This window comes from Streptomyces sp. NPDC048211 (genome assembly GCF_043202315.1).
GTDB lineage: Bacteria > Actinomycetota > Actinomycetes > Streptomycetales > Streptomycetaceae > Streptomyces.
This window is the reverse complement of the sequence record NZ_JBIDAD010000010.1, coordinates 132,427-156,508: the sequence shown is the minus strand read 5'-3', so window position 1 is coordinate 156,508 and position 24,082 is coordinate 132,427. Positions and strand designations below refer to the sequence as shown.

Sequence of the window (24,082 nt, the reverse complement as noted above, 5' to 3'; positions counted from 1 at the left end):
GAGCTCACGGGAGTCCTCCGTCGAAGTGGTGGGGGCACACGGGGAAGGCGTGCAACTCCGCTCCGTGGGAGCGGAGTTGCACGTGGGTCCAGACCCGTTACCTTTTCGCGATCATCCACCGGAGGTCCAGACCCCCGGGGTGAACCGTCCGGGAACGGTCAGCTGCCGGTGGCCGACTTCCACGCGTCCACGTACGCGTCGAGGTTGGCCGCGATGTCCGGCCAGTCCGGCTCGAAGACCTCGACCCCGTCCATCAGCTTCTTCAGCGCGACGGCGTTGGCGTCGGTCGCCTCGATGTCGTTGCGGGCGGCGAAGCCGCCCCCTACCGCGCTGACGTCCTTCTGGGCCTGCTCGGTGAGCATGAAGTCGAGCAGCTTCTTGCCGTTGGCGCTGTGCGGGGCCTTGCTGACCAGTCCGGCGGCGTAGGGAAGGGCGAAGGTGGTGGGCCTGGCGCCGGCCTTCGCGGGGAACCAGATGCCGAGGTGGGGCATGTCCTTGGACTGGGCGTAGTTCATCTGGACGTCACCGTTGGCGGCCAGCAGTTCGCCCTTGTCGACCTTGGGCGCGAGCTTGCCGGTGGAGGCGGACGGGCCGACGTTGTTGGCCTGGAGCTTCTTCAGATAGGCCATCGCCGGCTCCTTGCCGCCGAAGTCGTGCATGGCCTTGATGAGTACGGCGGTGCCGTCACCGGCCACCCCGGGGGTGGAGTACTGGACCTTCTCCTCGTACTTCCCGTCGAGCAGTTCCTCCCAGGTGGCGGGCGGGGCCGTCAGCTCCTTCGTGTTGTGGACGAAGCCGAAGTAGTTGTTGACGACGGAGGTCCACATCGCGTCGGCCGCCTTGTCGGCGCTGTCCACCCGGTCGGATCCGGCCGGTTCGTACGCCTGGAGGAGGCCCTTGGAGTCGGCCTGCTGGATGAACGGCGGGAGGGTGACCAGAACGTCGGCCTGGGTGTTGGTCTTCTCGCGGACGGCGCGCTGCACCATCTCGCCGGAACCGCCCTCGACGTACTTGACCTCGATGCCGGTCTTCTTCTCGAAGTCCTTGAAGACCTTGTCGTACCAGCCGTCGCCGTTCTCGCCCTTGAGGCCGTCGGCGCTGTAGACGGTGACGACCTTCGCGTCCGAGGCGTCGGAGGAGCCGCCGCAGGCGGTCAGGGTGGTGGCGAGGGCGAGAGCGCCGGTGACGGCGGCTATCGGCTTGAGGTGCTTGGTGCGCATGGGAGTCGTATCTCCTGGAAGACGTGTCTGAGCGGGGAGGTCAGCGGTAGGAGGCTCTGGTGCGGATGCGGGAGACCGCGAACAGCACGAGCAGCGTCGTCGCCATCAGGACCACCGCGACGGCGGCCCCGGTGAAGAGCGAGCCCCGGTCGGTGGCCGCGAAGATCTGCACCGGAAGGGGTGTCCAGTCCGGCGGGTAGAGCATCATCGTGGCGCTCAGCTCGCCCATGGACAGGGCGAAGCAGAGCCCGGCGGCCGCCGTGAGGGACGGCAGCAGGAGCGGCAGCCTGATGCGCCACAGGACGTATCCGGGGCGGGCGCCGAGACTGGCGGCCGCCTGTTCGTACATCGGGTCGAGACGCACTGTCGCGGCCGAAACCGACGCATAGGCGAACGCCGTGACAAGAACGGTGTGCGCGAGGATCACGATCCAGCGCGTTCCGTTGAGCAGGACCGGCGGCCGGCTGAAGGCGACGAGCACGGCGAGCCCGACGACGACGGACGGCACGGCGACCGGCAGCATGAACAGCGCGTCCAGGAACCGCTTCCCGCGCCGCCCGAGCGAGGCCGCGGCGAGCGCCGCCCAGGAGCCGACGATCAGCGCGAGGACGCTCGCCGTGGCGGCGGTGACCAGGCTGGTGGTGAGGGCCTGGAGGGAGTCGCCCGCGGTGGCCGCTTCGTAGTGCTTCAGGGTCGGCCCGGAGGGGAACGCGCCGGACCAGTTCGTGGCGAACGAGGCGGCGAGCACGACCAGCAGCGGCACCGCGAACAGCGGGACGAACAGCAGCAGGAAGACGGCCCAGGTGGCCCATTTCCCGGTACGGCTATGCACCAGCACGACGGCTCACCACCCGGTACAGGCCGTAGAGGCCGACGGAGATCGCGATGTTGACGACGGCCACGACGCAGGCGGCCGGGTAGTCGGACTCCAGGATCGCCTTGCTGTAGACGAGCATCGGCAGGGTGGTGACCCCCTTGGCACCGGTGAAGAGCACGATGCCGAACTCGTTGAGGCACATCACCAGGACGAGGCTGCCGCCCGCCGCGAGCGCCGGGAGCGCCTCGGGGAGGATCACCTGCCGCACGATCCGGGCCGGTCCGGCGCCCAGCGAGGACGCCACCTCCAGTTGCGCGGTGTCGAGCTGGGAGAAGGCGGCGAGCAGCGGACGCATCACGAACGGGGTGAAGTAGGTGATCTCGGCGAGGAGGACGCCCCACGGGGTGGTGAGGAAGTGGAAGGGCCCGTCGGCCGCCCCGGTGGCCCCGGTCCACAGGCCGTTGGCCATCCCGGCGTTGCCGTAGACGAACAGCAGGGCGAGCGTGATCAGGAAGGACGGGAAGGAGAGGAAGACGTCGACGAAGCGGGCGACGGCCCTGCCGCCGGGGAACGGTACGAAGGCGATGACCATCGCGAGGACGAAGCCGAGGACGAGGCATCCGGCCGTCGCTCCGGCCGCGAGCCAGACGGTGGTGGTGAGCACCGAGCGGAACGAAGCGGAGGCGAAGACCTCGGTGTACGGGGCGACGGAGGTACCGCCCTCGTCGGGGCTGTAGGACTGCCGGACGACGAGGAGCAGCGGGTAGAGGAAGACGACGGCGAGCACGGCGACGGGGGGCAGGGCCCAGAGGTTCCGGCCCGTCCGGCGTGCGAGGACGGAGCCGCCGCCGGACGCGGCCGGGCGCACGTCCCGGGTCACCACGCTAGCCACGGGCCCCTCCGCTCACCGGTTCTCCTCCGGCCGCTGGACGGACCGGTGCTGCCGCGCCCGCGGGCAGCAGCACCGCGTCCTCGGCCGCGAAGTGCAGCGTCGCCCTGTCCCCGAGCGCGGGCGTGTCCCGCAGCTCGCGGACGTCCGCCTTGACCCGGTGGCCGTCGATGTCGACGTAGAGCCGGTGCGTGGACCCGCGCCACTGGACCTCCGCGATCGTCCCGGTCAGCGCGTTGGGCCCGTCGCCGAGCCCGACCAGGTGCGGCCGGACGCAGAGGGTGGCGGTGACCCCGCCGGCCACCTCGCCGGTCGGTACCGAGAGCGCGTGTCCGGCGAAGTCGACGGTGCCGGCGGGCTCGGCGACGGTGACCGGCAGCAGGTTCGCGTTGCCGACGAACGACGCGGTGAACTCCGTACGGGGACGCCGGTACAGCTCCTGCGGGGTGCCGCAGTCCTGGAGCCTGGCCCTGTCCATGACGGCGATCCGGTCGGCGAGCGTCAGCGCCTCGACCTGGTCGTGGGTGACGTACAGGATGGAGACGTCCGGCAGTTCGCGGTGCAGCCGGGCCAGTTCGGTGAGCATGCCGGAGCGCAGCTGGGCGTCGAGCGCGGAGAGCGGTTCGTCGAGCAGCAGGACGCCGGGCCTGATGGCCAGCGCGCGGGCGATGGCGACGCGCTGCTGCTGGCCGCCGGAGAGTTCGCGCGGGTGGCGCCGGGCGTACGCGCCCATGCCGACGAGTTCGAGTGCCTCGGCGACCCGCCCCGGTATCCCGGCCTTGTCCGCCTTCTGGGCCTTCAGGCCGAAGGCGACGTTGTCCTGGACCCGCAGGTGCGGGAAGAGGGCGTACTGCTGCACGACCATGCCGATGCCGCGCCTGTGCGGCGGCAGGGCGGTGACATCGCGGTCGCCGATGAGCACCCGCCCGGCCGCGGGCCGGACGAATCCGGCGACGGCGCGCAGGGCGGTCGTCTTGCCGGATCCGGAGGGCCCGAGGAGGGCCATGACCTCGCCGGGTTCGACGGTGAGGTCGAACCGGTCGAGGACGACGTTCGCGCCGTAGGCGACGCTGACCCCGTCGAACCTGATCCCGCTGCGGACGGTTCCGGTCCCGCCCGTCATGCCTCGGCCCGCGCGATGAGTCCGGGGAGTTCGGCGACGGAGCCGAGGACGTGGGTGGCGCCGCTGCGGGTCAGCCGGTCCTTGTCGTGGGCACCGGTGAGGACGCCCGCGACGATGCCGGCCCCGGCACGTACGCCGCTGAGCATGTCGTACGAGGTGTCCCCCGCGACGACGGTCCGGCGGACGTCGTCCACCGCCCCGGTGCGCAGGAGCGCGGTGAGGACCATGTCCGGGTAGGGGCGGCCGCGGCCGCCGGCGTCGGCGGGGCACAGGGTCAGGGGGGCGAGGTCCTGCCAGCCGAGTGCGGCGAGGATCGCGTCCTGGGTGGTGCGGGCGAAACCGGTGGACAGGACCACGGTCCGGCCCTCGGACGTGAGTTGCTCGACCGCCTCGCGGGCGCCGGGGACGGGGGCGATGCGGCCGGCGTCGACGAGCTCTCCGTACGCCTCCTCGAAGGCGGTGTTGGCCCGCTGGGCCAGGGTCTCCTCGCCGAACAGGTGGCGGAAGACGGTGATCTTGGATTCGCCCATGGTGGCGCGTACGTGGTCGAGCTTCTCGGCGTGGTCGGCGGAGCCGGGCTCCACGCCGAGGTGTGCCGCCGCGGCGGCGAAGGCCTCCTCGACGAGGCCCCCGTCGGCGACGGTGGTGCCGGCCATGTCGAGGACGATCAGATTCAGCTCGGCGTGTCGGTGCGACGCGTCGTGGTTCAAGGTCTTCACCAGCCCAGTTCGTCGGCGGTTGTTTCGGCAATGGCGGGAGAGCAGGTCATGCCGCGTCCGCCGGGCCCGGTGACGAGCCAGACGCCGTCACGTACCTGCTGGCGGTGGACGACGCGGGAGGTGTCGGTGCACTGGGCGTAGACCCCGGCCCAGCGCCGGCGGATCCTCGGCAGCGGGCGGCCGAGGGAGGACTCGACGACCGCGGTGAGGTGCTCGTAGGGCTCCTCGACGGTGTCGAAGGAGAAGGGGTGCTCGTACTCGTGGGTGTCGCCGATGGTCAGTCCGCCGTCGCGGCGCTGCACCATCAGGAGCTGCATCCGGTGCGCGGCGGCGGTGGGGGCTTGGGCCTGTCCGGCGTTGAGCGCGTCGAGCGCCTCGCCGCGGTAGGCCGGGTAGTAGCGGAAGCTGTCGGCGTCGGCCACGGAGGTGGTGAGCCGTTCGCCCAGCGGGTCGGTCTGCATCATCTGGAGACGGACGCGCCGCACGGGCAGATCCGGTCCGGCCAGTTCGCGGACGAGGCCGCCGAGCCAGGCGCCGGTGGCGAGGACGACGGCGTCACCGGTGTGGACGTCGCCGTGGTCGTCGCGGACGGATGCGGTGCCGGCGACGTCGCGCACCTCGCGGCCGCCGAGGTAGGTGTACCGGCCCGAGGCCAGCAGTCCCTGCTTCAGGACCAGTTGGGCGGTGCGCGGCTCGACGGCCGCGTCCCGCTCGCACCACAGGGCGGCGGCGAAGTCGCCACGCAGGGCGGGGTTGACCGCCCGCGCCTCCCCGGCGGTGAGCAGTTTGTAGCCGCGGGCCGCCGCGTCGGGACGCGCGACGGCCGCTTCGGCCACGGCCAGTTCCCGTTCCGTACGCACCGGGGTGAGCGAGCCGCAGGCCCGGAAGCCGAGGCCCGGAAGCCGCTGACCGAGGGACTCCCACAGCTCACGGGCGCGCAGGGCGGTCTCCAGTTCCTCACCGCCGGCCCGGCCACTGACCCAGATCTGTCCGAAATTGCGGAGCGATGCTCCGCGCGCCTCGCTCTCGCGCTCGATCTGTACGACCTCGTGGCCGCGGTTCACTGCGTGCCAGGCGTGCATGGTTCCCACCACGCCGGCTCCTACGACGATGACTCTCACGACGGCAACGCTCCTCGGCGCGCATGGACCGGACGGATCGGCTGGGCGACGGGAGAGTGAACCGACCCCGAAGCTTGGACTAGACCCGTTATCTTTCTGTGATCAGAATGGTCGCTGTGATCAGAATGGTCGCTGTGATCACACTGGGCGCTGTGATTGCCGTGGCCCGCGAAGGCGGAGGTGGCCGCAGTTGGCTCCGCGGGCCGCCGCCGGATGCGGAGGCCCCGTCGGACGCGGAGGCGCCCGTCGGACCGCCGCTCAGCCGCGTCCGACGAGGTGGGCGGTGAAGGAGAAGCGGTCGCCGCGGAACAGCGTCCGCACGCGCTCCAGCGGCTGCCCGCCCGAGTCCCGCGAGATCCGGTGGATCAGCAGCATGGGCAGAGCGGGCGGCGTACCGATGAGCAGCGCCTCGCGCGGGGTGGCGAGCACCGTCTCGATCCGCTCGTCCGCGTCGCCGAAGGAGATCCCGAGCCGGTCGTGCAGATAGGCGTAGAACGAGGAGTCCGGGTCGAACTGCTCCCCCAGGTCCGGCACCCGGGCGACGCTGACGTACGTGCTCTCCAGGCCGACCCGGTCGTCATCGGCGAGCAGCACCCGCTCCAGGTGCCAGACCGGCTCCCCGCGCTCCGTCCCGATTTCGGGGGCGAGCGCCTCGGGGCAGGGGAACCGCTCCAGACCGATGAGCCGGCGGCCCGGGGTGCGGCCCTGACGGCGGACGCCCTCCGTGTAGCTCGCGAGGGAGAGCGGCTGTTCCAGCTTGGGGCCCGCGACCACCGTGCCGCGCCCCTGCCGCGCCAGCCGCCCCTCCAGGAGCAGTTCGCGCAGCGCCTGGCGCACCGTCTCGCGCGACACCCCGTAGCGCAGGGCGAGATCGCGTTCCGGCGGCAGCGTGCCGCCCTCGCCCAGCTCGTCGACGAGGGCCGAGACCCGGGCCTTGACCGCGTAGTACTTGGGGATACGGCCGTGCTCCGGGATGCCGGAGCGGATCGGTGCGCCAGGTGTCTGGTCGTGCGGGTAGTCCACGGAGCGATGGTGGCAGACGGACGTGAACACCGGTGACCGGGCGGTGGTCAACGGCCGGGAACCGCCGCCGGGGTGGCTCAGCGTGGGGCGCGGCGCGTCCGGCGGGCCCTGATGACGACGGCTCCGCCACCGATCAGGAGGCCGGAGACGGTGAGGGCGGACAGCGGGACCGGTACGGAGATGCCGGTCCTGGCGAGCTCCGGGACTCCGGCCGGGTCGCGGCCGGGTGCCGGCGGACGCGGGGTGCCGGTGGTTCCGGTGGTGGGGCTGGCGTCGGGGCGGCCGGTGAGGCCGTCGCTGTCGCTGTCGCCCTCGCCGGTCTCCTCGGGTACGTCGTCCGCCCCGGTCCCGCTGCCGTCGTCCTCGACCACGGTGAACGGGTAGTCCTCGGACTCGCCGACCCACTCCCCGTCGAGGCCCTTGCCCACGGTGTCGCTGTCACCCCGGCCGCCCCCGCCGTGCTGCCGCTGGACGATCGCGGCGTTGGCGGTGATCCGGCCGGGGCTGGTGTCGGAGGTGAACGCCAGCCTGACCTGGACGGTGACGGTCCGGCCGGCCGGCACGGTGAAGCCGGGGAAGGAGTCGTCGCCCTCGCCGCCGAAGACGCCGATGTGCTCGTCGCGGTCGGTCGTCTCCCAGCTGACGCGGTGTTCGACACCGGGGTGGGTGCGTTCGGAGAACTCCAGCTGGATCTGGTCGGACGTCAGGGTGCGGTCCTCGTCGGTGAGGACCAGGACGGGGTGGATGGCCCGGCAGGGCTCCGCGGTGGTGTTGGTCAGGTCCAGGAACCAGGTGCCGTAGCCGCCGCCCGAGGCGTAGGTGTCCGGACCGCCGTGGATACGGGTGTCGATCGGGAAGTCGGCGGCCCCCCGCTCGCCGCAGGCCGGCCGCTGGTCGGCGGTGAGGGAGGCCGGCACGGGGGCGGACGCGGGGGTGAGGCCGGAGCTCGGAGTGGTGGCCGTGTTGCGTTGCGGGGCGGCGGACGCGGCCGCGGGGCCGCCGAGCACGACGGCGGGCATGACGCTCGCCGCGGCCAGCCCGAGCACGAGACCGTGCCGGGGCCTGCCGCCCGCGGGCGGCGGCGGGGACGGCGGACGCGCCGGGGCGGCGGATTCGGGGGAAGGATCGGAAGGGGACGGTGTGGGGGGCATGAGGGGGCAGCCTTCGCTCGTCGCGGAGTACGGTCGGCTCGCCCCGGGCCCGGAGTTCACCGGTCTCGGCCGCGACCTTGCCAGGTCCGCCCCGCCCGGCCGCCACGGACATGCCGCGGGGCGGCCCCAACCCCTCGATCGGCCCAGCCCTGCCGCGTCGGCGTCCCGCCCTCCCGGCGGAACCGCGCGGATCGCGGAGGGCCACGTGCGGCCGCCAGTGGCACGTCGCACCCCGCAACAGGGCAGACGAGGCGATCAGATGACCGAGTTCAGGGCGAACGGGGTTCCCGCCTGGCCGTAGATGCTGATCCGGTAGTTCCCCGCGTTGTTGGCGTGCTCCCCCATGGCGAACAGCATCAGATCGTTGTTGTTCACGTAGTAGAAGAGGGTGACGCTCGTCTGGAAGTTTCCGGCGCTGGCGTGCCGGACCGGGAATCCGTTGAAGACGTAAGCCCCGGTCGGCAGCCCGCCCCCGTTGAACGCCTGATTGAGAGCCTGCGACATGTGGGCGAGCCTGTTCAGCATTCCGACGCGGGTGAGGACGTTGGTCAGGTAGGTCTGCGTCGTGGCCTGATCCATGGCCCCCGTCTGACCGGCGCCGTTCGCCCTGAGGATGATCATCGGCATGAGAGGTTCCTTTCGATCGTTCGACGCGAACTGACGCCGGCTTCCCTGATGTCGCGGGGGGACTGCGCGCCCGCCGCCCGACCGCGCCCCCGGAGAGGAGCGCGGTCGGGGCACTGCTGGTGGACGTACCGGATCACGCGGAGGTCGGCAGCGACCTGTCCTGCTGGATCAGCAGGGGCGTGAGCAGGCTCAAGGAGTCGACGGGCGTCGTCCAGTTGGGCTTGACCGGGCCCCAGCCGTGGTCGACGTCGTAGGTGACCTCCCGCTGCGCCGCTCCCGTCAGGTCGACCAGAAGACCGGGCCCGAAGGCCTGCTCGACGACGGTCGACGTCTCGATGACCGCCGTCGCGAACATCAGCAGGACCTTCTCCACCGGGGTGAAGAAGTCCAGGTTCCTGCCGTGCAGCGGGAACGCGGCCAGCGGTGTGGCCTTCGCCGCCGTTCCCGCGGCCACGTGGTTCAGCTGCGCGAGGCCGGAGGTGAAGGGCCGGACGGTGTCGTTGTCGACCGTGATGTAGCGCGAGGAGTCGGGACTGCCTCCCACGGTGCCGGTGCCGGACACGTTGTCGACGGTCAGGGTCTGCCCGACCGCGATGTCGTAGCTGTTGATGCCGGTGATCGCGCCCTGGGGGACGATCTCTCTGCGTGAGGTGTAGGCCTGGTACTCCTCGTGCCAGGTGATGTCCGTCGTCGTGGCGTAGTCGTTGGTGACGAACCAGACCAGTGGCTTGCCGCCGCCGGTCGAGGAGTTGACCGCCTTGAAGCCGTAGAGGTAGAACCCCTCATCGACCAGCCGGTTGGTGGTGTCGTCACTCATGGTGATCGTGATGGCGTACGAGGTGTCGACGGGCACGGGCTTCCTCTTTTCCGGAGTGCCCCGGGACCGTTCCCGGGGCAGGGATGTGCCGGGCGCCGGCCCGGGGGGCTTGCCCCCGGGCCGGGTCCGTGCGGGTGAGTGGATGCGCCGGGCGCCGGCCCGGGGCTAGTCCCGGGGCCGGGTCCGTGCGGGTGAGTGGATGTGCGGGCGGTACCGCGGGGCGGCGGCGGGGGTGACGGCATCGGCGTGCGTGTCGTCCGGGTCGCCGCTTCTACCGGGCGGGCAGCTCGTGGAATCGCAGCTGCCGCACCGGGCCCCGCTCTCTGGTCCGGCGTGATCCGGAGGAATCACTGCGGCCGGAAGAGGAAGGTCCTCTTCCTGCTTTTTGCGCTCGACGGGGCGGTACCAAACGGAAACGGCGGGGGCGGGGGACGGCGCCCGAGTCACGTACAGGCACACGGTCCTCCTGCGATTCCCGGCAGAGATTTCCCGTGCGCCGGAGCCGCTGTTGCCGTGTCGGCGCGCGAGGGCCCGTCGGCGGTGCCGTTCAGGAGCGCACCCGCCCTTCGCAGGTGCCGGGCCACGGCCCGCCGGCCCGCTCCGGACGCCATGTCACCGCAGGTGGGGCCGGTTCGGGGGCCGTATCGACGCACGAGCGACCGCTCTCGGCGCGTCAACTCGACGCCACGCCAAGCCCCTTGTCGTCAGCCGTGCCCGCCGGAGGCGGCGGCGGAATCCGACGGCAGGTCAGCACCCGTGACCGAGCCGTGGCCGGTGTCCGTACCCCCCACGCGGCCGAACAGCGGGGCGAGGATCAGCTGCGCCGCCCCTTCGGCGACCGGCCGGTAGCCTCCGCCGGCGGCGATGACCGGCACCGGCGTTCCGTCGGTCCCGTCGCGCCGGGCCCGTTCGTCGAGCACCGCGCGTACCCCTCGGACGTACGCGTCGGGGTCGGCGGCGACGGTGCGTCCGCCGAGCACCACCCGGTCGATGTCGAGCAGCCCGACGAGGTTGGCCGCGCCGGTCCCGAGCACCCGCGCGGCCTCGGCGATGTCGCCCCGGCCGGCGGCGGCCAGGCAGAGCGCCTCGATGCAGCCGCGTCCCCCGCAGCTGCACAGCACCCCGTCCAGCTGGACGGTCTGGTGGCCGAACTCTCCCGCCCCGGTACGGGCTCCGCGGTGCAGCGCCCCGCCGAGGACCAGTCCGCAGCCGAGCCCCGTGCCCAGGTGGAGGTAGGCGAAGTCGGCGGGGCCCGGCGCCTGGAGGGCGAGACCGAGCGCGGCGGCGTTGGTGTCCTTGTCGATGACGACGGGCAGCCCGGTCCGCGCGGCGAGCACGTCCCGGAGCGGGTAGCCGTCCCACTGCGGGAACCCGGTGACGCGGTGCAGCACCCCGCCCCGGTGGTCGAGCGGCCCCGGCACGGCGACCCCCACCCCGAACACCGGCAGCGCCCCGTCGCCCCGCACCGCGGCGACCGCCCCGACCGCCGCTCCCAGCACCTCGTCGGCCGGGGCCCCGAAGTCCAGCGGGGCCGTACGGCTCGCGGCCACCGCGCCCGCGAGGTCGACGAGCACCACGGTCAGCTCGTCGCGGTCCAGGTGCAGCCCCACCGCGTGACCGGCGTCCGGCACCAGGCGCAGCACGGTGCGCGGCTTGCCGCCTGTGGAGGCGCGGTACCCGGCCTCGCCGGCCAGGCCCTCGGCCCGCAGCCGGGCGGTGATCTTACTGACGGCCTGCGGGGTGAGCCCGGTCCGCCCGGCGAGTTCGAGGCGGCTGATACCCCGCTCGCCCGCCGCCCGCAGCAGGTCCAGCACGAGCGCCGCGTTGTGGCTGCGCAGTGTCGGCAGGTTCGCGCCGCTGTTACTCCTGTTCACGGACCCATTGTCTCCCGCGCTTGCACTTTGGCAACAGCGTTGCCAAAGTGGAACTCATGACTGAACACGCGACTCACGAGACCTCCGGCACGTCCGGGACCCCCCTGCGCGTCGGCCTCGTCGGCTACGGCCTGGCGGGTTCCGTCTTCCACGCCCCCCTGATCGCCGCGACCGAGGGCCTCGTCCTGGACACGGTCGTCACGTCGAACGAGGAGCGCCGGGAGCAGGCCCGTGCCGAGTTCCCCGACGTACGGTTCGCCGCCTCGCCGGACGAGCTGTGGCCGCGTGCGGACGAGCTCGACCTGATCGTGATCGCGTCGCCGAACAAGACGCACGTCCCGATCGCGACGGCCGCGCTGAAGGCCGGTCTGCCGGTGGTCGTGGACAAGCCGGTCGCGGGTACGGCGGCCGAGGCCCGGGAGCTTGCCGCCCTGGCGGAGGAGCGCGGGCTGCTGCTCTCGGTCTTCCAGAACCGCCGCTGGGACAACGACTTCCTCACCCTGCGCTCGCTGATCGCGGACGGCGGGCTGGGCGAGGTGCAGCGCTTCGAGTCCCGCTTCGAGCGGTGGCGCCCGCAGCCGAAGGGCGGCTGGCGCGAGTCGGGCGACCCGCAGGAGATCGGCGGGCTGCTGTACGACCTGGGCAGCCATGTCGTCGACCAGGCACTGGTCCTGTTCGGTCCGGCGGCCCAGGTGTACGCGGAGTCGGACGTACGCCGTCCCGGCGCTGCGGCCGACGACGACACGTTCCTGGCCATCACCCACGCGAACGGGGTCCGCTCGCATCTGTACGTCAGCGCGACGACCGCCCAGCTCGGCCCGCGTTTCCGGGTCCTCGGGTCGGCCGCCGGCTTCGTGAAGTACGGCCTCGACCCCCAGGAGGCCGCCCTGCGCGAGGGTGCGCGCCCGACGACGGACGGGCCGTGGGGTGTGGAGGACGAGGCGCTGTGGGGCCGGCTCGGTGCGGGCGAGTCCCCGCTCACGGGTGGCGGCACCCCGGTCCGCACCCTGCCGGGCGACTACCCCGCGTACTACGCGGCGGTCGCCGACGCGCTGCGCGGGAAGGGCGAGAATCCGGTGACCGCGCTGCAGGCCGCCGCCGCGCTGGACGTCCTGGAGGCCGCCCGCCGCTCCGCCCGCGACGGGATCACGGTGGCCCTGCCCGCGGCGTCCGTCTCCGTGTCCGCCACCACGCACGCCACCGAGGAGCAGTCCGCATGAACCCCACCGCTCCGACCATCTCCGAGCTGATCGCCCAGGAGCGCCGGCTGACACTGCCGCACTTCGGCTACGACGACGCGTACGCGCTCGGCAGCCTGCTCGTCTCGCTGGCCCGGGAGCGGCACGCCCCGGTCGCGATCGACATCCGGCGCGGCGCCCAGCAGCTGTTCCATGCCGCGCTGCCGGGTTCGAGCGCGGACAACGACGCGTGGATCGACCGCAAGCGCAAGGTCGTCGAGCGCTACGGCGAGAGCTCGTACCTGGTCGGGACGCGGTTCCGGGCCAAGGGGACCACGTTCGACGAGGCCTCGCGCCTGGACCCGGACACGTACGCCGCGCACGGCGGGTCGTTCCCGATCGCGGTCGAGGGCGCGGGCGTCATCGGCTCGGTCACGGTGTCGGGGCTGCCCCAGGCCGAGGACCACGCGCTGGTGGTCGAGGCACTGGAGCAGTTCGCGACGAAGATCAGCGACTGAGATGCGTGAGGGGTGGGCGCCGCCGCCGGACCGCACCCACCCCTCCGATCTTTAAGCGTCCTTCAGCTCCTGGCGCTGCCGCCCCAGGCCCGCGATCTCCAGCTCCACGACATCCCCGGCCCGCAGATACGGCTTGGGCTCGGGCTGCCCCATCGCCACTCCGGCGGGCGTGCCGGTGTTGATCACGTCGCCCGGGTAGAGCGTCATGAAGTGGCTGAGGTAGCGGACGACCTCACCGACCGGGAAGATCTGGTCGGCCGTGGTGCCGTTCTGCTTCAGCTCGCCGTTGACCCAGAGCTTCAGCGGCAGCGCCTGCGGGTCGGCCACCTCGTCGGCGGTCACCAGCCAGGGCCCCAGCGGGTTGAACGTCTCGCAGTTCTTGCCCTTGTCCCACGTGCCGCCGCGCTCGATCTGGAACGCGCGCTCGGAGACGTCGTGCGCCACCGCGTATCCGGCGACGTGCGCGAGCCCCTCCTCCGCGGAGTCCAGGTACCGGGCGGTGCGCCCGATGACGACGGCGAGCTCGACCTCCCAGTCGGTCTTCTCGCTGCCGCGCGGCACGAGCACGGTGTCCTCGGGCCCGACGACCGTGTCCGGCGCCTTGAAGAACAGGATCGGCTCGTCCGGGATCTGGGCGCCGGTCTCCGTGGCGTGGTCGTGGTAGTTCAGCCCGATGCACACGATCTTGCCGATCCGGCCGAGCGGCGGACCCACCCGGAGCCCCTCGGCACCGAGCACGGGCAGCTCCCCCGGCGCGGCCGCGGCGGCCCGCACCCGGGCGAGCGCGTCCTCGTCGGCGAGCAGCGCGCTGTCGATGTCGGTGACGATCCCCGACAGGTCACGCAGGGTTCCGTCCCCGTCCAGCAGCGCCGGACGTTCCGCACCCGCTGTACCCACACGAAGCAACTTCAACGGTCTGTCTCCCTCGGTCGAGATCGGGCCCGTCGGATGGGTTGCGGCCATCGCAGGCTTGGCCGATCCTCCAAGACATCCGATCACTCCGCAAGACCCTGTTCACACACTGGACCGGCGCACTCGCCGAGCCGATTACGCCGCGGTGGCCATGGCGGCCCCGGCGGCCGGCATGTCGCGGTACAGGTAGGCCCGCTCGATCGCGGTCCAGGTGGTGCTCGTGACGACGTACAGCGCGGCGGCCAGCGGCACGAAGGCGACGGTGAACAGCGTGAAGAAGGACATCAGCGGCATCACCTTCGCCATCGCGCCCATGCCGGGGACCGGCTGTCCGTCGGGGCCGGTGGCCGGTGCGACGGGGTTGGCCGCCATCTGCCGCTTCGTCCGCCCGTAGTTGAACGTGGCGACGGCGGCGACGATCACGAACAGCCCGACGTACACGAGGCCCTGCGCACCGAACATCCCGCCGTCCGCGAGCGCGTCGCGCCAGCGCTCACCGAGCGGGGCGCCGAGGAGCTGGTGACCGAGGAGTTCGTTGGCGTCGTCGCCGATCCTCGTACTGGAGAAGAGGTGGTAGAGCAGGAAGAAAGCCGGCATCTGCAGGAGGCTCGGCAGGCAGCCGGAGAGCGGGGAGACCTTCTCCTCCTTGTGCAGTTCCATGAGCGCCTTCTGCATCCGCTCGGGGTTCTTCTTGTGCTTCTTGCGGAGCTCGGCGATCTGCGGCTGGAGCCGGCGCTGCGCCTTCTGTCCGCGCGCCGCGGCCCGGGACAGGGGGTGCACGGCGAGTCGCACGAGGGCGGTGAACAGGATGATCGCGGCGGCGGTGGACGCGTTCTGGAAGAGCGGGTGGAGCACGTCGGCGAGGGCGCCGACCAGGCTGGCGAATGCGGACATGAAGGCGGACATGGATGAGCCCTCCGGGGGTCTCGTCGTGCCGGGAAGTGGATCAGCTTCGGCATGACGGATCCGCGCGGGGCGCCCGTGCGTACGCGCGCATGGCGTACGCGCCTGGGGCGGAGAAGAGGGAGGAGAGAGCCCTACGCGGCCGTCAGGAGGGCGCGGCCGGGGGCTCGGGGTCGTCGGCGCCCCTTGGCGTCGGGGTCCCGTTGGGGCAGGAACGCGGTGCGTTTCTCGCGGTCGCGCATGGCGGTACGGACCCGGGTGCGGGGCACCGGGGCGGCGCAGCGCGCGCTGATGACCGAGCAGGCGACGAGCGCGGTGCCGGCGGCCGCGGTGGCGGCGAGCGCGACGGCGGCGGAGAGACTGCCGCCCTCGGCGAGCAGGACCTCGGTGAGGAAGAAGAGCAGGAGCCCGGCGGGCCTCAGGACCCGGGCGAGGGCGCCGCGCATGCGGTTCATGGCGCGCGTGTCGTCCATGTCCCTCCCCCTTCCGCTCGTCCGCGGCCGCGCGCCGCGGGTCTTCGCGGCACTTCAACCTTTAACCGTTATACACGATCGGCTTCGAGGGGCATCAGGAGTCGACGGGGCGTGAGCAGGGCGCGGGCGACCGGGTTGCCGGTGTCCTTGTCGAGCCCGGGGCCGGGCCTCATCTCGACGTCCTCGGGCGGCACGGAGACGGAGCAGGCCGGGCATTCGCCGTAAGCGCCCAGCTCCGTACCGCAGGAGGCGTGGACGAAGACGCGCGTCGGGAGGGTGCCGGGGAGGTGGTCGCGTCCCCACGCCCCGAGGGTGCGCAGGACCGGCCAGAGCGCCTTGCCGCTGTCGGTCAGGACGTACTCCTCGCGCGGCGGCGACTCCTGGTAGCGGCGCTTCTCCAGGAGCCCGGCCTCGATGAGGGACTGGAGCCGGGAGGCGAGGACGGCGCGCGGGATGCCGAGGTGCACGAGGAAGTCGTTGTACCGGCGCACGCCGTACAAGGCGTCGCGCAGCACCAGGAGGGTCCAGCGCTCGCCGACCACTTCGAGTGCGCGGGCGATGGAGCACTGCTGGTTCGCGTAGTCCTTGCCGAGAGCCATGGGGTCACTTTACTCCTTCACGGTTCGATGAATGAACCTGACGTGCTAGCGTCAGCATCCTCGACGTGAGTTCAATCACCGAACTCACTGCGAGTGGTGCCGCGCCCCTGCGGCCCGGTCGCGCGACGCCCGTGCGAATCCCGGCGAATCCCGGAGCGATGCCATGGCCCAGCCCGTACGCCCCCGCCCCGCGCAAGCGAAGACCGCGCCCCTGCCCCCTCCTCACCGCGGCCCCCGCCCCGGGCCGACCCTCGCGATCACCTCCGTCGCCACCGCCGTGGCGCTGATGAACTACACCGCGCCGATGACGACGGTCCCCGGCATCTCGGCCGCCCTGGCCACCCCGCCCTCCGGCCAGGCGTGGCTGCTCAACGGCACCCCGCTCGGGCTCGCCGCGGTCCTGCTGGTCGCGGGCAGCCTCGCCGACGACTACGGCCGCCGCAGACTCTTCCTGCTCGGCACGCTCGCCCTCGGCCTCACCACCGGGCTCGGCGCCCTCACCACCGACACCCTCACGTTCACGCTGGCCCGGGTCGCCCAGGGGGCGGCGAGCGCCGCGATCCTGGCCACGAGCCTGGGCCTGCTCGTCGGGGCGTTCCCGGCCGGTGCGGCAAGGATCAGGGCGACGGGTGTCTGGGGCGCGTTCGTGAGCGCGGGGATCGCGCTCGGCCCGCTGCTGGCGGGGTCGCTCGGCTCCGTCGACTGGCGGCTGACGTACGTCGTACTGGGCCTCGCCGCCCTCCTCACGGCCGCCTTCGCCTTCCGTACGCTCGACGAGTCCCGGGCCCCGCGCGGCGGCCGCCCGGACCTGGCGGGCGCGGCGGTGCTGGGCCTGGCGATGACGGCGCTGCTGACGGCACTGACCCTCGGCCGGGACGGCTGGCTGCGCGCCCCCGTCGGACTGCTGCTGCTCGCCTCCCTCGCCCTGGCGTTCGTGTTCCTCGCGGTGGAGCGCCGGGCGGCGGCCCCGCTGATCGACCCGGCACTGCTGCGCAGCCGCCCGTTCCTGGCCTCGGCGGCCGGCGGGCTGTTCACGGGGCTCTCCGTGATCGGCCTGTTCAGCTATCTGCCGACGCTGCTCCAGCGGGCACTGGGGCTGTCGGCGATCGGTGCGGCGTGGCTGTTCCTGCTCTGGTCGGGCACGGCGTTCGTCGTGGCGTTGCAGGCGCGCCGGCTGACGGGCCGGGTGGCACCCCGTCACCAGCTGTCCGCGGGCTTCGCCCTGCACGCGGTGGGGGTGGTCTCCCTGCTGGGCTCGCTGGACGCCGTCGGGCACCCGGGTGCGACGGTGTGGCTCCGGCTGATCCCGGCCCTGGTGGTGTCGGGCGCCGGCAGCGGTCTGCTGAACGCCGCCCTGCCCCGGCTGGCGATCGAATCGGTGCCGCAGGAGCGGGCGGCCATGGGCTCGGGCGCGAACAACACCGCGCGCTACATCGGCTCGTCGGCGGGCGTCGCCGTGACGATCGCCATCGCGACGACGGGCTCGGGAGCGGACGGCGCGCTGCTGCTGTCGGTGGGGCTCGCCCTGGTGGCGGCGGTCAGCGTGCTGCTGCTGCGGGAACGGAGCTGACGCCGGTACGCGGACACGCGGCGCCGGTGCACGGCTACGGAAACGGGCCCTGCGCCGGTACCCGGCTACCCGGCTACGGGAACGGGACGGACGAGGCCGCCCCCTCTCCCTCACTCACTCTCACCCCGCCGCCACGAGCGCTTCCTCGTCCCCGATCTCGTCCCGCGCGAGCACCTCCTCGTCCGGCCGCTCGTCGTGCTCGCGCGGACCGGCGTACGTCACGGCCAGCGCGACGGCCAGGTTGGCGCCCAGAGCGACGATGCCGGCGTTCACCCCCCACACCGGATCGTTCTCCGTGAACACGAACCCGCAGACCACGCCCACCCCGACGACCAGCCCGCTCATCGCCCCGAGCAGGGTCAGCCGTCGCCACATCAGCCCCAGCAACACCATGGGGAGCAGCTGCGCCATGCCCTCGTACGAGATCAGCGAGAGCCGTACGAGGGTGTTCGGCGCGGTGTACGTGAGCAGCAGCGCCAGGCTCCCGGCGACCACGACGACCACCTGGGCCGCACCCTTCTGCCGACGTTCCCAGCGCGGTACGAGCGAGAGCACACTGCGACCCCACATCGTGCCGATGACCAGCATGAAGACGGCCATCGGCACGATCGAGGAGAGCGCGGCGGCGACGCCGATGACCCCGACCGACCAGGCCGGCAGCGAGTCCACGACCAGCTTGAACAGCGCCAGGTTGGATTCGGCACCGACGAGCCCCGGCACGACGAAGAGCGCCGCCATGCCGAGCAGCATGGGGACGAACAGCAGGACGTTGTAGGCGGGCAGCCACATCGCGTTGCGCCGCAGGACGTCGGCGTTCTTCGCACCGAGGTAGCCGGCGACGGTCGTCGGGAAGATCACGACGGTGAGGGAGTTGAGGAACGAGGTGGTGATGAACCAGGCCTGTCCGAGGCCGCTGTCCCCGTGCCCGGGGAAGGTCAGCCACTCGCGCTTCTCGGTGACGAGCCGGTCGAGGAAGGGCCCGTACCCGTCGAAGTAGTGCAGCGGTACGTAGATCGCCAGGAAGCCGAGCGTGGCGATCACCATCACGTCCTTCAGCACCGACACCCACGCGCTGCCGCGCAGCCCGCTCACCACGACGAAGCCGGTGGTCACGGCGAAGGCGATGAAGTAGGCCCAGTTCAGGCTGATGGCGCCGTAGGAGATGGTCGAGACGACCACGCCCATGCCGGTGATCTGGAGCTGGATGTACGGGAGCAGGAAGACGGTCGCGAGGACGGCGACGAGCGCGCCGAGCCAGGGCCGCCCGAAGCGGTGCGCCACCATGTCGGTGATCCCGACGAGTCCGTGCCTGCGCGCGTACGCCCAGAGCATGGGCCCGACGACGTAGCCGACGGCGTAGCCGCAGGACATGTACGCGACCACGTAGAGAACGGGCGCCCCGTAGTTGTAGCCCCAGCCGGCGGCGCCGAGGTAGCTGAAGCTGGTGTAGCCCTCACCGGCCATCAGCACCCAGATGAAGACGGTCCCCAGGCTGCGCCCGCCCACCGACCACTCGGCGAGCCCGCCGCCCTCGCCCCCGCGCCGGCCGCGCACGGCGAGCAGTCCGAGGGCCACGGTGGCGACCATGAAGACCCCGAAGACGGAGGTCGCGACGGCGGCGTTCACCGGCGGTCACCCCGCCGGGTCAGCCATACGGCGACGGGGGTGAGCAGGGTCGCCCCGAGGAGCCAGAAGAAGAGGAACGGCAGTCCGAGAACGACGGGATCAACCCGGTTCACGAACGGCAGCGCCCCCAGGTAGAGCACGTAGGGAACCAGCAACCACAGCAACTGCGGACGTCGTCTCAGCACGTCGGAGAACCTTACGACCTCCCGCGGGTGAGGGCGCCGGGCCTCACCCCTGTGAGGTCCGGCGCCCTCGTCCCTCGTGGTCAGCGCTCCCGTACGCCGGTCAGCTTCCCCCACACCACCAGCCGGTAGCGGGAGGTGAATTCGGGCGTGCACGTCGTCAGGGTCAGATAGGACCCTGCGGCCCGGTAGCCCACGTACGGCTTCACATTGCTGCGCGGCACGGCGGCGATGACGCCGCTGTCGCCCGGCTGGGTGCGGGCGAGGGTCTTGTCCACGGTGTACGTGTAGACGGCGTCCCGGGTCTCGACGGTGACGCGGTCGCCGGACCGCAGGCGGTTGATGTAGCGGAACGGCTCGCCGTGGGTGTTGCGGTGCCCGGCGAGCGCGAAGTTCCCGGAGGCGCCGGGCTGCGCGGTGCGGGGGTAGTGGCCGACGTACCCCTTGTCCAGGACGCCGTGCTTGCTGATGCCCTGGGCGACGGGTGCGGTCAGCCCGATGCGCGGGATGCGGATGACGGCGTACGCCTGGGACCGCCGGGGCGCGGGCGCGGCTGCGGACCCCGCTCCCCCGCTCTCCCCGCCCTTCTCCCCCACGGCGGGGCTGTCCCCGTCCACCGGCTCCTGCGACTCCTCAGCCACCGGCTGATCCGCGGCCGCCTCCGGCTCCCCCCAGTCGCGCTGGAGGGCATGCACGGTGTCGGCGGCCTCGGCACGGGCCTGCCGGTTGGTCCACCACAGCTGATGGGCGACGAGCAGCAGCAGGACGACGCCGAGCGTCACCACCAGCTCCGCGCCCGTCCACAGCCCGCGCGCGGCCAGCCGCCTCCCGCGCGCGTCGCGCTGCACCACCACCGGTATCCGCTCACGTATCCGCTCACGCACGGCCCGCACGATAGGGCCAAGGCCCGCAACTCTCCAGAGCAGTAACAAGGCTCACCCACCGGCGCCGCTCACCGGAGCCGGAACATCCCTCCGGTCCGCGCCCGTACGGCAGTACCGTGTGGTTCATGCGCCCCGACACGCCTGCCGACCACACCACCGAAGCCGAGCGCCTGCTCCGCACCGCGGCGCAGTACCCCGAGGACCACGAACCGCTGCTCCTCCAGGCGGCGGCCCACCTGGAACTCGCCGGTGACCGCGCCCGCGCCACCACGCTCTACGACTCCCTGCTCAGCGACCCCGACACCGAACACCCCCACCTGGTGAAGGCGCTCAGCGCCGCCAACCTGTGGGAGTACGGCCACGAGGCCGAGGCCCGCGCGATCATCGACGGCATCCGGGCGGCCGGCCCGTTGGAGGCGGCCCCCTGGGAGATCGCGGCAGAGACCCTGGAGGCCCACGACGAGCTGGAGTCGGCCCACGACTACTTCTCCACGGCCCTCACCCTGCTCATCGCCCCGGGCGAGGAAGTCCCGTACGCCACGCAGTCGCTGCTGACCGGCCGCCACCGCGTACGCCGCCTGATGGGCGTCACGCACGACGCCTGGGACGAACTCGCCGACGCCCTCCACACCGCGGCCGTCCCGCTGGACGAACTCCACGACCCGAAACGGCTGTGGGCGCTGGGCTCCTCGGACCCGCGCGAGCTCCGGGCCGAGATCACCCGCCTCCGCGCCGAACTGGGCACGTACCGCACGGCCCTGTCCCGCCCGTTCCCGGTGGCGGTGCTCCACTGGCCGGAGCCGGAACTGCGCGAGCTCCTGACGGCGTACCCCGGCCTCGGCAGCGAGTACGCCTCGCACCCGGACCACCTGGCCCGCCTGGAGGCGGCCCTGCGCGACCTGCATGCGGCGGGGACCCCGAACCTCGGGATCGTGACGGGCACGGTCCCGTCGTACGAGGCGTTCGCCGCCTCCGAGGCCGCCTCCCCGTCCGACCCGGACCTGCTCCCCCAGTACGCGACGACCCTGGCGGCCCGCGGCCGCGCGGTCCCGTGGCCCCCGGCGAGGAGCGCGGCGTGCTGGTGCGGCTCCGGGCGGTCGTACCGGGACTGCCACGGCGGCGCGTAGCCGTCGTACAGGACGGGACGGATCGGCGCGAACAACCGGGCGGGGGTACGGGCGGCAGGTGCCGGCGGTTCAGAGCACGGCGGGGAGGCCGTCGTGGACGATCTCCTGCTGCCACGCGTGGCGCGGCTGGGTGTGCAGCCGCCAGTAGTGTTCGGCGATGCGGTCCGGGTCGAAAGCGGTACCTGGAACCACCGGACCGTCCACGGTGACACTGGCCACGTGGACGCCCGAAGGCCCGTACTCCTGATCGAGCAGGGTCACCAGGGTCCGCACCCCGGCCTTGCCGAGCGAAAGGCTCACGTAGCGCGGCTTCGGTTCGGGCATTCCACCGGTGACGATGAACGAACCGCTGCCGCGCCGCGCCATCCCGGGCGCGATGTGGGCGGCGGCGGTGAGCGCCCCGACCACGTTGACCGCCCAGGCGTCCAGTTGTGCGCGCGCGTCCAGTTGTCCGGGGGCGTCGGACTGGATGATCGCCGCGTTGTAGACCACGACGTCCGGAAGGCCGAACTCCTCGGCCGCGGCGTCGAGGGCAGCGCGCGACGCCGCCTCGTCGACGCTGTCGGCGGTCAGGGAGAGGACGGGCACTCCAAAGGGGGAGACCGCTTCGACTGCGGCCTTGAGAGTTCCGGCGCTCCGTGCGACGAGCGCGACAGGCATGCCCTCGCGCGCGAATCGCCGGGCGACCGAACGGCCGATCCCCGGACCTGCTCCGATGACAACGACTCCCGGCATGACCGGCTCCTTCGCTGGAATAGTGGCTGGCGACCAGAACGCTAAGGTGTGACATCGGTGTGAAGGTCAACCTCGGAGCGGGGGGTCCGCATGCGGATCGGTGCCCTGGCTGACGCGACAGGAGTCAGCCCACGGTTACTGCGGTACTACGAGGAGCAGGGGCTGCTCCGGCCGGTTCGACTGAGCAACGGCTATCGCGCGTACTCCGATGCGGACGTCGCCGCTGTGCGCCACATCCGTACGCTGCTGGCCGCCGGACTGCCCACCGCCGTCATCGCCCAGCTGCTGGACTGCGTCCACGACGACGGTGAGCGACTCATACCGTCGGCCTGCCCCGGCATGATCACGCACCTGCGACGGGAGAGTCGTCGCGCCACCGAGGCGATCGCGCAGCTCCAGTCGTCCCAACAGGCGCTCGACACCTTGCTCGACGCCGCCCTGCGACAACGCGGCGACGGACCGGCCGGGCCGGCCCAACCGGGACCGGCCGCCGGGCAGAACCCACTTGCCGGCGGAGACAGCTGATTCCGGGGCCGAGTGGGAGTGATCCTGCCTCGACGGCTCCATCCTGACGATCAGCCGGTACGGGAAGCCGGGGAACCGGTCACGACACCGCCCCGCTACTGCCGCCCTCCGCCCCCACCCAATCTCCGATGCCTCGGACGCCTCGCCCGCATACCCTGCCGCCATGCCCGAGCTCCAGCGCCTGCGCGCCGACCACGCCCCCGCCCTCCTCGCGTTCGAGCGGGAGAACCGCGCCTTCTTCGCGGCCTCGGTGCCGGACCGCGGCGACGACTTCTTCACCCACTTCGCCGCCATCCACGCGGAACGTCTGGCCGAACAGGCGGCCGGCACCTGCCACTTCCACGTACTGGTGGCGGAGGAGGGCGGCGAGATCCTGGGCCGGTTCAACGTGGTGGACGTGGCGGACGGCTCGGCCGAACTGGGCTTCCGTCTCGCCGAGAAGGCCACGGGCCGCGGCCTGGCCACGGAGGCGGTCCGCCAGATACTCAAGGCGTGCGAGAGGACGTACGGCCTGACGACGCTGCGCGCGGCGGCCACGCTCACCAACACCGCCTCGCAGGCGGTCCTGACACGGATGGGCTTCGTCCTCACGGGCGAGGAGCTGGTGCTCAGCGGGCAGCGGGGAGTGGGTTACGTACGGAATCTGACGGCGAGGCCACCCCGGTCCGCCTGATCTTCGAGCCATGCATGCCTCGAAGATCGAAAATCGCTCGACGCCGCCGTCCTTGACGGGCAGGCTTCGCACCCGTGACGACACCGACGCATCTCCTGGTCCGGACCGCTGCCCGCAACAACGCCGAGTGGTGCGCGGCGATGAGCCGATCGCACGGCGGGGTGAGCGCGTTCGGGGACCAGGCGTGGACGGCCCCGGCCCGTACACCGCTGTACTACCCCGACGCGGTGACACTGGTGCCGGGCGCGGACCCGGTCGCGCTGGCCGAACGGATCGACACCACCGCGCCGGGCGCCTCCGTCAAGGACAGCTTCGCCGACCTCGACCTCACCGCGGTGGGCTTCGAGGTGCTGTTCGAGGCGCAGTGGATCCACCGCCCGGCGGGCGCGCCCGCCCTCACCCCGCACCTGGCCTGGGACGTGGCGCGGACCCCGGACGCGCTGCGCGCCTGGGCGCTCGCCCGGGACGGCGCGGAGGGCAACGCGGATCTCTTCCGGCCCGAACTGCTCGACGACCCGGCCACCTTCGTACTCGCGGGGCGTTCAGCGGACGGCGGGGTGGTCGCCGGGGCGGTGGCGAGCCGCAGTGCCGACGCGGTCGGCGTCTCCAACGTCTTCGCCCTGGACGACGACCCCGACACGGCCTGGCCGGGCGTGCTGGACACGGTGCACCGGCGCTTCCCCGGCCTGCCCGTCGTCGGCTACGAACACGGCGAGGACCTCGCGGCCGCCGTCCGCCACGGTTTCCGGCAGATCGCTCCCCTGCGGATCTGGGTCCACGGCTGACCAGGTCCCAG

26 protein-coding genes are annotated in these 24,082 nt (G+C 72.3%); 7 read left to right on the top strand and 19 right to left on the bottom strand.

Annotated elements, in window-relative coordinates; all coding sequences use genetic code 11:
* Positions 1–158: 158 nt before the first annotated feature.
* The 11 genes from ACGFZA_RS31315 to ACGFZA_RS31265 all read right to left on the bottom strand — a co-directional run bounded on the left by ACGFZA_RS31315 (position 159) and on the right by ACGFZA_RS31265 (position 11,381).
* A complete protein-coding gene (locus ACGFZA_RS31315; protein ID WP_393683518.1) occupies positions 159–1,220 on the bottom strand; it encodes a 2-aminoethylphosphonate ABC transporter substrate-binding protein in 1,062 nt (353 codons plus the stop codon).
* 40 nt (positions 1,221–1,260) lie between these two features.
* Entirely contained in the window at positions 1,261–2,058 is a 798-nt protein-coding gene (locus ACGFZA_RS31310; protein WP_393683516.1) for an ABC transporter permease, read from the bottom strand.
* Positions 2,045–2,905: a 2-aminoethylphosphonate ABC transporter permease subunit gene (locus ACGFZA_RS31305; RefSeq protein WP_393683780.1), complete on the bottom strand. Its 861-nt coding sequence runs from the start codon at positions 2,903–2,905 to the stop codon at positions 2,045–2,047. Before ACGFZA_RS31305 ends, ACGFZA_RS31310 begins: the two co-directional genes overlap by 14 nt.
* 16 nt (positions 2,906–2,921) lie before the next feature.
* On the bottom strand, positions 2,922–4,049 hold the full coding sequence (locus tag ACGFZA_RS31300) for an ABC transporter ATP-binding protein (RefSeq protein WP_393683514.1): 1,128 nt from the start codon (positions 4,047–4,049) through the stop codon (positions 2,922–2,924).
* Positions 4,046–4,768, bottom strand: coding sequence for a phosphonatase-like hydrolase (locus ACGFZA_RS31295; RefSeq protein WP_393683512.1), 723 nt, complete (start codon positions 4,766–4,768; stop codon positions 4,046–4,048). Before ACGFZA_RS31295 ends, ACGFZA_RS31300 begins: the two co-directional genes overlap by 4 nt.
* A complete protein-coding gene (locus ACGFZA_RS31290; RefSeq protein ID WP_393683510.1) occupies positions 4,765–5,889 on the bottom strand; it encodes a TIGR03364 family FAD-dependent oxidoreductase in 1,125 nt (374 codons plus the stop codon). Before ACGFZA_RS31290 ends, ACGFZA_RS31295 begins: the two co-directional genes overlap by 4 nt.
* Positions 5,890–6,147: 258 nt before the next feature.
* On the bottom strand, positions 6,148–6,912 hold the full coding sequence (locus ACGFZA_RS31285; RefSeq protein WP_385278422.1) for a GntR family transcriptional regulator: 765 nt from the start codon (positions 6,910–6,912) through the stop codon (positions 6,148–6,150).
* 77 nt (positions 6,913–6,989) lie between these two features.
* A complete protein-coding gene (locus ACGFZA_RS31280; RefSeq protein ID WP_393683507.1) occupies positions 6,990–8,063 on the bottom strand; it encodes a hypothetical protein in 1,074 nt (357 codons plus the stop codon).
* A 255-nt stretch (positions 8,064–8,318) separates the two neighbouring features.
* Positions 8,319–8,690, bottom strand: coding sequence for a hypothetical protein (locus tag ACGFZA_RS31275; RefSeq protein ID WP_393683505.1), 372 nt, complete (start codon positions 8,688–8,690; stop codon positions 8,319–8,321).
* 133 nt (positions 8,691–8,823) lie between these two features.
* Entirely contained in the window at positions 8,824–9,543 is a 720-nt protein-coding gene (locus ACGFZA_RS31270; RefSeq protein WP_385278428.1) for a hypothetical protein, read from the bottom strand.
* A gap of 668 nt (positions 9,544–10,211) precedes the next feature.
* Positions 10,212–11,381, bottom strand: a complete 1,170-nt coding sequence (locus ACGFZA_RS31265) for an ROK family protein (RefSeq protein WP_393683503.1) — start codon at positions 11,379–11,381, stop codon at positions 10,212–10,214.
* Positions 11,382–11,437: 56 nt separating this feature from the next.
* Here ACGFZA_RS31265 and ACGFZA_RS31260 point away from each other — a divergent pair, with 56 nt between their 5' ends.
* Positions 11,438–12,601 (top strand): Gfo/Idh/MocA family oxidoreductase, encoded by a 1,164-nt coding sequence (locus ACGFZA_RS31260; RefSeq protein ID WP_393683501.1) that lies wholly within the window; start codon positions 11,438–11,440, stop codon positions 12,599–12,601.
* On the top strand, positions 12,598–13,077 hold the full coding sequence (locus tag ACGFZA_RS31255; RefSeq protein ID WP_385278434.1) for a heme-degrading domain-containing protein: 480 nt from the start codon (positions 12,598–12,600) through the stop codon (positions 13,075–13,077). The genes ACGFZA_RS31260 and ACGFZA_RS31255 overlap by 4 nt, the downstream gene beginning before the upstream one ends.
* A 51-nt stretch (positions 13,078–13,128) precedes the next feature.
* Here the strand turns inward: ACGFZA_RS31255 and ACGFZA_RS31250 are convergent, their stop codons facing one another.
* The 4 genes from ACGFZA_RS31250 to ACGFZA_RS31235 all read right to left on the bottom strand — a co-directional run bounded on the left by ACGFZA_RS31250 (position 13,129) and on the right by ACGFZA_RS31235 (position 15,964).
* Complete coding sequence (locus tag ACGFZA_RS31250; RefSeq protein ID WP_385278436.1) at positions 13,129–13,989, bottom strand: fumarylacetoacetate hydrolase family protein; 861 nt, start codon at positions 13,987–13,989, stop codon at positions 13,129–13,131.
* 135 nt (positions 13,990–14,124) lie between these two features.
* Positions 14,125–14,895 (bottom strand): YidC/Oxa1 family membrane protein insertase, encoded by a 771-nt coding sequence (locus tag ACGFZA_RS31245; RefSeq protein ID WP_385278438.1) that lies wholly within the window; start codon positions 14,893–14,895, stop codon positions 14,125–14,127.
* Between the two features lie 131 nt (positions 14,896–15,026).
* Positions 15,027–15,365, bottom strand: a complete 339-nt coding sequence (locus ACGFZA_RS31240; RefSeq protein WP_385278440.1) for a DUF6412 domain-containing protein — start codon at positions 15,363–15,365, stop codon at positions 15,027–15,029.
* A 68-nt stretch (positions 15,366–15,433) separates the two neighbouring features.
* Entirely contained in the window at positions 15,434–15,964 is a 531-nt protein-coding gene (locus ACGFZA_RS31235; protein WP_385278442.1) for a winged helix-turn-helix transcriptional regulator, read from the bottom strand.
* 163 nt (positions 15,965–16,127) lie between these two features.
* Here ACGFZA_RS31235 and ACGFZA_RS31230 point away from each other — a divergent pair, with 163 nt between their 5' ends.
* Positions 16,128–17,534, top strand: a complete 1,407-nt coding sequence (locus tag ACGFZA_RS31230) for an MFS transporter (protein ID WP_393683497.1) — start codon at positions 16,128–16,130, stop codon at positions 17,532–17,534.
* Positions 17,535–17,654: 120 nt separating this feature from the next.
* Here the strand turns inward: ACGFZA_RS31230 and ACGFZA_RS31225 are convergent, their stop codons facing one another.
* From ACGFZA_RS31225 to ACGFZA_RS31215, 3 genes are all read right to left on the bottom strand, one after another.
* Complete coding sequence (locus ACGFZA_RS31225) at positions 17,655–19,160, bottom strand: sodium:solute symporter (protein WP_385278446.1); 1,506 nt, start codon at positions 19,158–19,160, stop codon at positions 17,655–17,657.
* Positions 19,157–19,315 carry a DUF3311 domain-containing protein gene (locus ACGFZA_RS31220; RefSeq protein ID WP_356321379.1) on the bottom strand — a complete coding sequence of 53 codons (159 nt, stop codon included), beginning with the start codon at positions 19,313–19,315 and terminating at the stop codon, positions 19,157–19,159. Before ACGFZA_RS31220 ends, ACGFZA_RS31225 begins: the two co-directional genes overlap by 4 nt.
* 110 nt (positions 19,316–19,425) lie before the next feature.
* On the bottom strand, positions 19,426–20,226 hold the full coding sequence (locus ACGFZA_RS31215) for a class E sortase (RefSeq protein ID WP_393683494.1): 801 nt from the start codon (positions 20,224–20,226) through the stop codon (positions 19,426–19,428).
* A 125-nt stretch (positions 20,227–20,351) separates the two neighbouring features.
* Between ACGFZA_RS31215 and ACGFZA_RS31210 the strand changes: the two genes are divergently transcribed.
* Entirely contained in the window at positions 20,352–21,353 is a 1,002-nt protein-coding gene (locus ACGFZA_RS31210; protein ID WP_393683492.1) for an SEC-C metal-binding domain-containing protein, read from the top strand.
* A gap of 69 nt (positions 21,354–21,422) precedes the next feature.
* On the opposite strand, the gene ACGFZA_RS31205 is transcribed toward ACGFZA_RS31210, so the two are convergent.
* Positions 21,423–22,088, bottom strand: coding sequence for an SDR family NAD(P)-dependent oxidoreductase (locus ACGFZA_RS31205; protein WP_385278452.1), 666 nt, complete (start codon positions 22,086–22,088; stop codon positions 21,423–21,425).
* Between the two features lie 90 nt (positions 22,089–22,178).
* Between ACGFZA_RS31205 and ACGFZA_RS31200 the strand changes: the two genes are divergently transcribed.
* The 3 genes from ACGFZA_RS31200 to ACGFZA_RS31190 all read left to right on the top strand — a co-directional run bounded on the left by ACGFZA_RS31200 (position 22,179) and on the right by ACGFZA_RS31190 (position 24,071).
* Positions 22,179–22,613, top strand: coding sequence for a MerR family transcriptional regulator (locus tag ACGFZA_RS31200; protein ID WP_385278454.1), 435 nt, complete (start codon positions 22,179–22,181; stop codon positions 22,611–22,613).
* A 163-nt stretch (positions 22,614–22,776) separates the two neighbouring features.
* Positions 22,777–23,286 carry a GNAT family N-acetyltransferase gene (locus tag ACGFZA_RS31195; RefSeq protein WP_385278456.1) on the top strand — a complete coding sequence of 170 codons (510 nt, stop codon included), beginning with the start codon at positions 22,777–22,779 and terminating at the stop codon, positions 23,284–23,286.
* A 140-nt stretch (positions 23,287–23,426) separates the two neighbouring features.
* Positions 23,427–24,071: a hypothetical protein gene (locus tag ACGFZA_RS31190; protein ID WP_393683778.1), complete on the top strand. Its 645-nt coding sequence runs from the start codon at positions 23,427–23,429 to the stop codon at positions 24,069–24,071.
* Positions 24,072–24,082 lie beyond the last annotated feature (11 nt).

Bases quoted from the DNA above. Each gene is read 5' to 3' on its own strand.
- ACGFZA_RS31255 (WP_385278434.1), top strand. From the start codon at position 12,598: ATGAACCCCACCGCTCCGACCATCTCCGAGCTGATCGCCCAGGAGCGC.
- ACGFZA_RS31240 (WP_385278440.1), bottom strand. From the start codon at position 15,365: ATGGACGACACGCGCGCCATGAACCGCATGCGCGGCGCCCTCGCCCGG.
- ACGFZA_RS31235 (WP_385278442.1), bottom strand. From the start codon at position 15,964: ATGGCTCTCGGCAAGGACTACGCGAACCAGCAGTGCTCCATCGCCCGC.
- ACGFZA_RS31260 (WP_393683501.1), top strand. From the start codon at position 11,438: ATGACTGAACACGCGACTCACGAGACCTCCGGCACGTCCGGGACCCCC.
- ACGFZA_RS31275 (WP_393683505.1), bottom strand. From the start codon at position 8,690: ATGCCGATGATCATCCTCAGGGCGAACGGCGCCGGTCAGACGGGGGCC.
- ACGFZA_RS31205 (WP_385278452.1), bottom strand. From the start codon at position 22,088: ATGCCGGGAGTCGTTGTCATCGGAGCAGGTCCGGGGATCGGCCGTTCG.
- ACGFZA_RS31200 (WP_385278454.1), top strand. From the start codon at position 22,179: ATGCGGATCGGTGCCCTGGCTGACGCGACAGGAGTCAGCCCACGGTTA.
- ACGFZA_RS31210 (WP_393683492.1), top strand. From the start codon at position 20,352: ATGCGCCCCGACACGCCTGCCGACCACACCACCGAAGCCGAGCGCCTG.
- ACGFZA_RS31230 (WP_393683497.1), top strand. From the start codon at position 16,128: ATGGCCCAGCCCGTACGCCCCCGCCCCGCGCAAGCGAAGACCGCGCCC.
- ACGFZA_RS31195 (WP_385278456.1), top strand. From the start codon at position 22,777: ATGCCCGAGCTCCAGCGCCTGCGCGCCGACCACGCCCCCGCCCTCCTC.
- ACGFZA_RS31280 (WP_393683507.1), bottom strand. From the start codon at position 8,063: ATGCCCCCCACACCGTCCCCTTCCGATCCTTCCCCCGAATCCGCCGCC.
- ACGFZA_RS31300 (WP_393683514.1), bottom strand. From the start codon at position 4,049: ATGACGGGCGGGACCGGAACCGTCCGCAGCGGGATCAGGTTCGACGGG.
- ACGFZA_RS31245 (WP_385278438.1), bottom strand. From the start codon at position 14,895: ATGTCCGCCTTCATGTCCGCATTCGCCAGCCTGGTCGGCGCCCTCGCC.
- ACGFZA_RS31315 (WP_393683518.1), bottom strand. From the start codon at position 1,220: ATGCGCACCAAGCACCTCAAGCCGATAGCCGCCGTCACCGGCGCTCTC.
- ACGFZA_RS31190 (WP_393683778.1), top strand. From the start codon at position 23,427: ATGAGCCGATCGCACGGCGGGGTGAGCGCGTTCGGGGACCAGGCGTGG.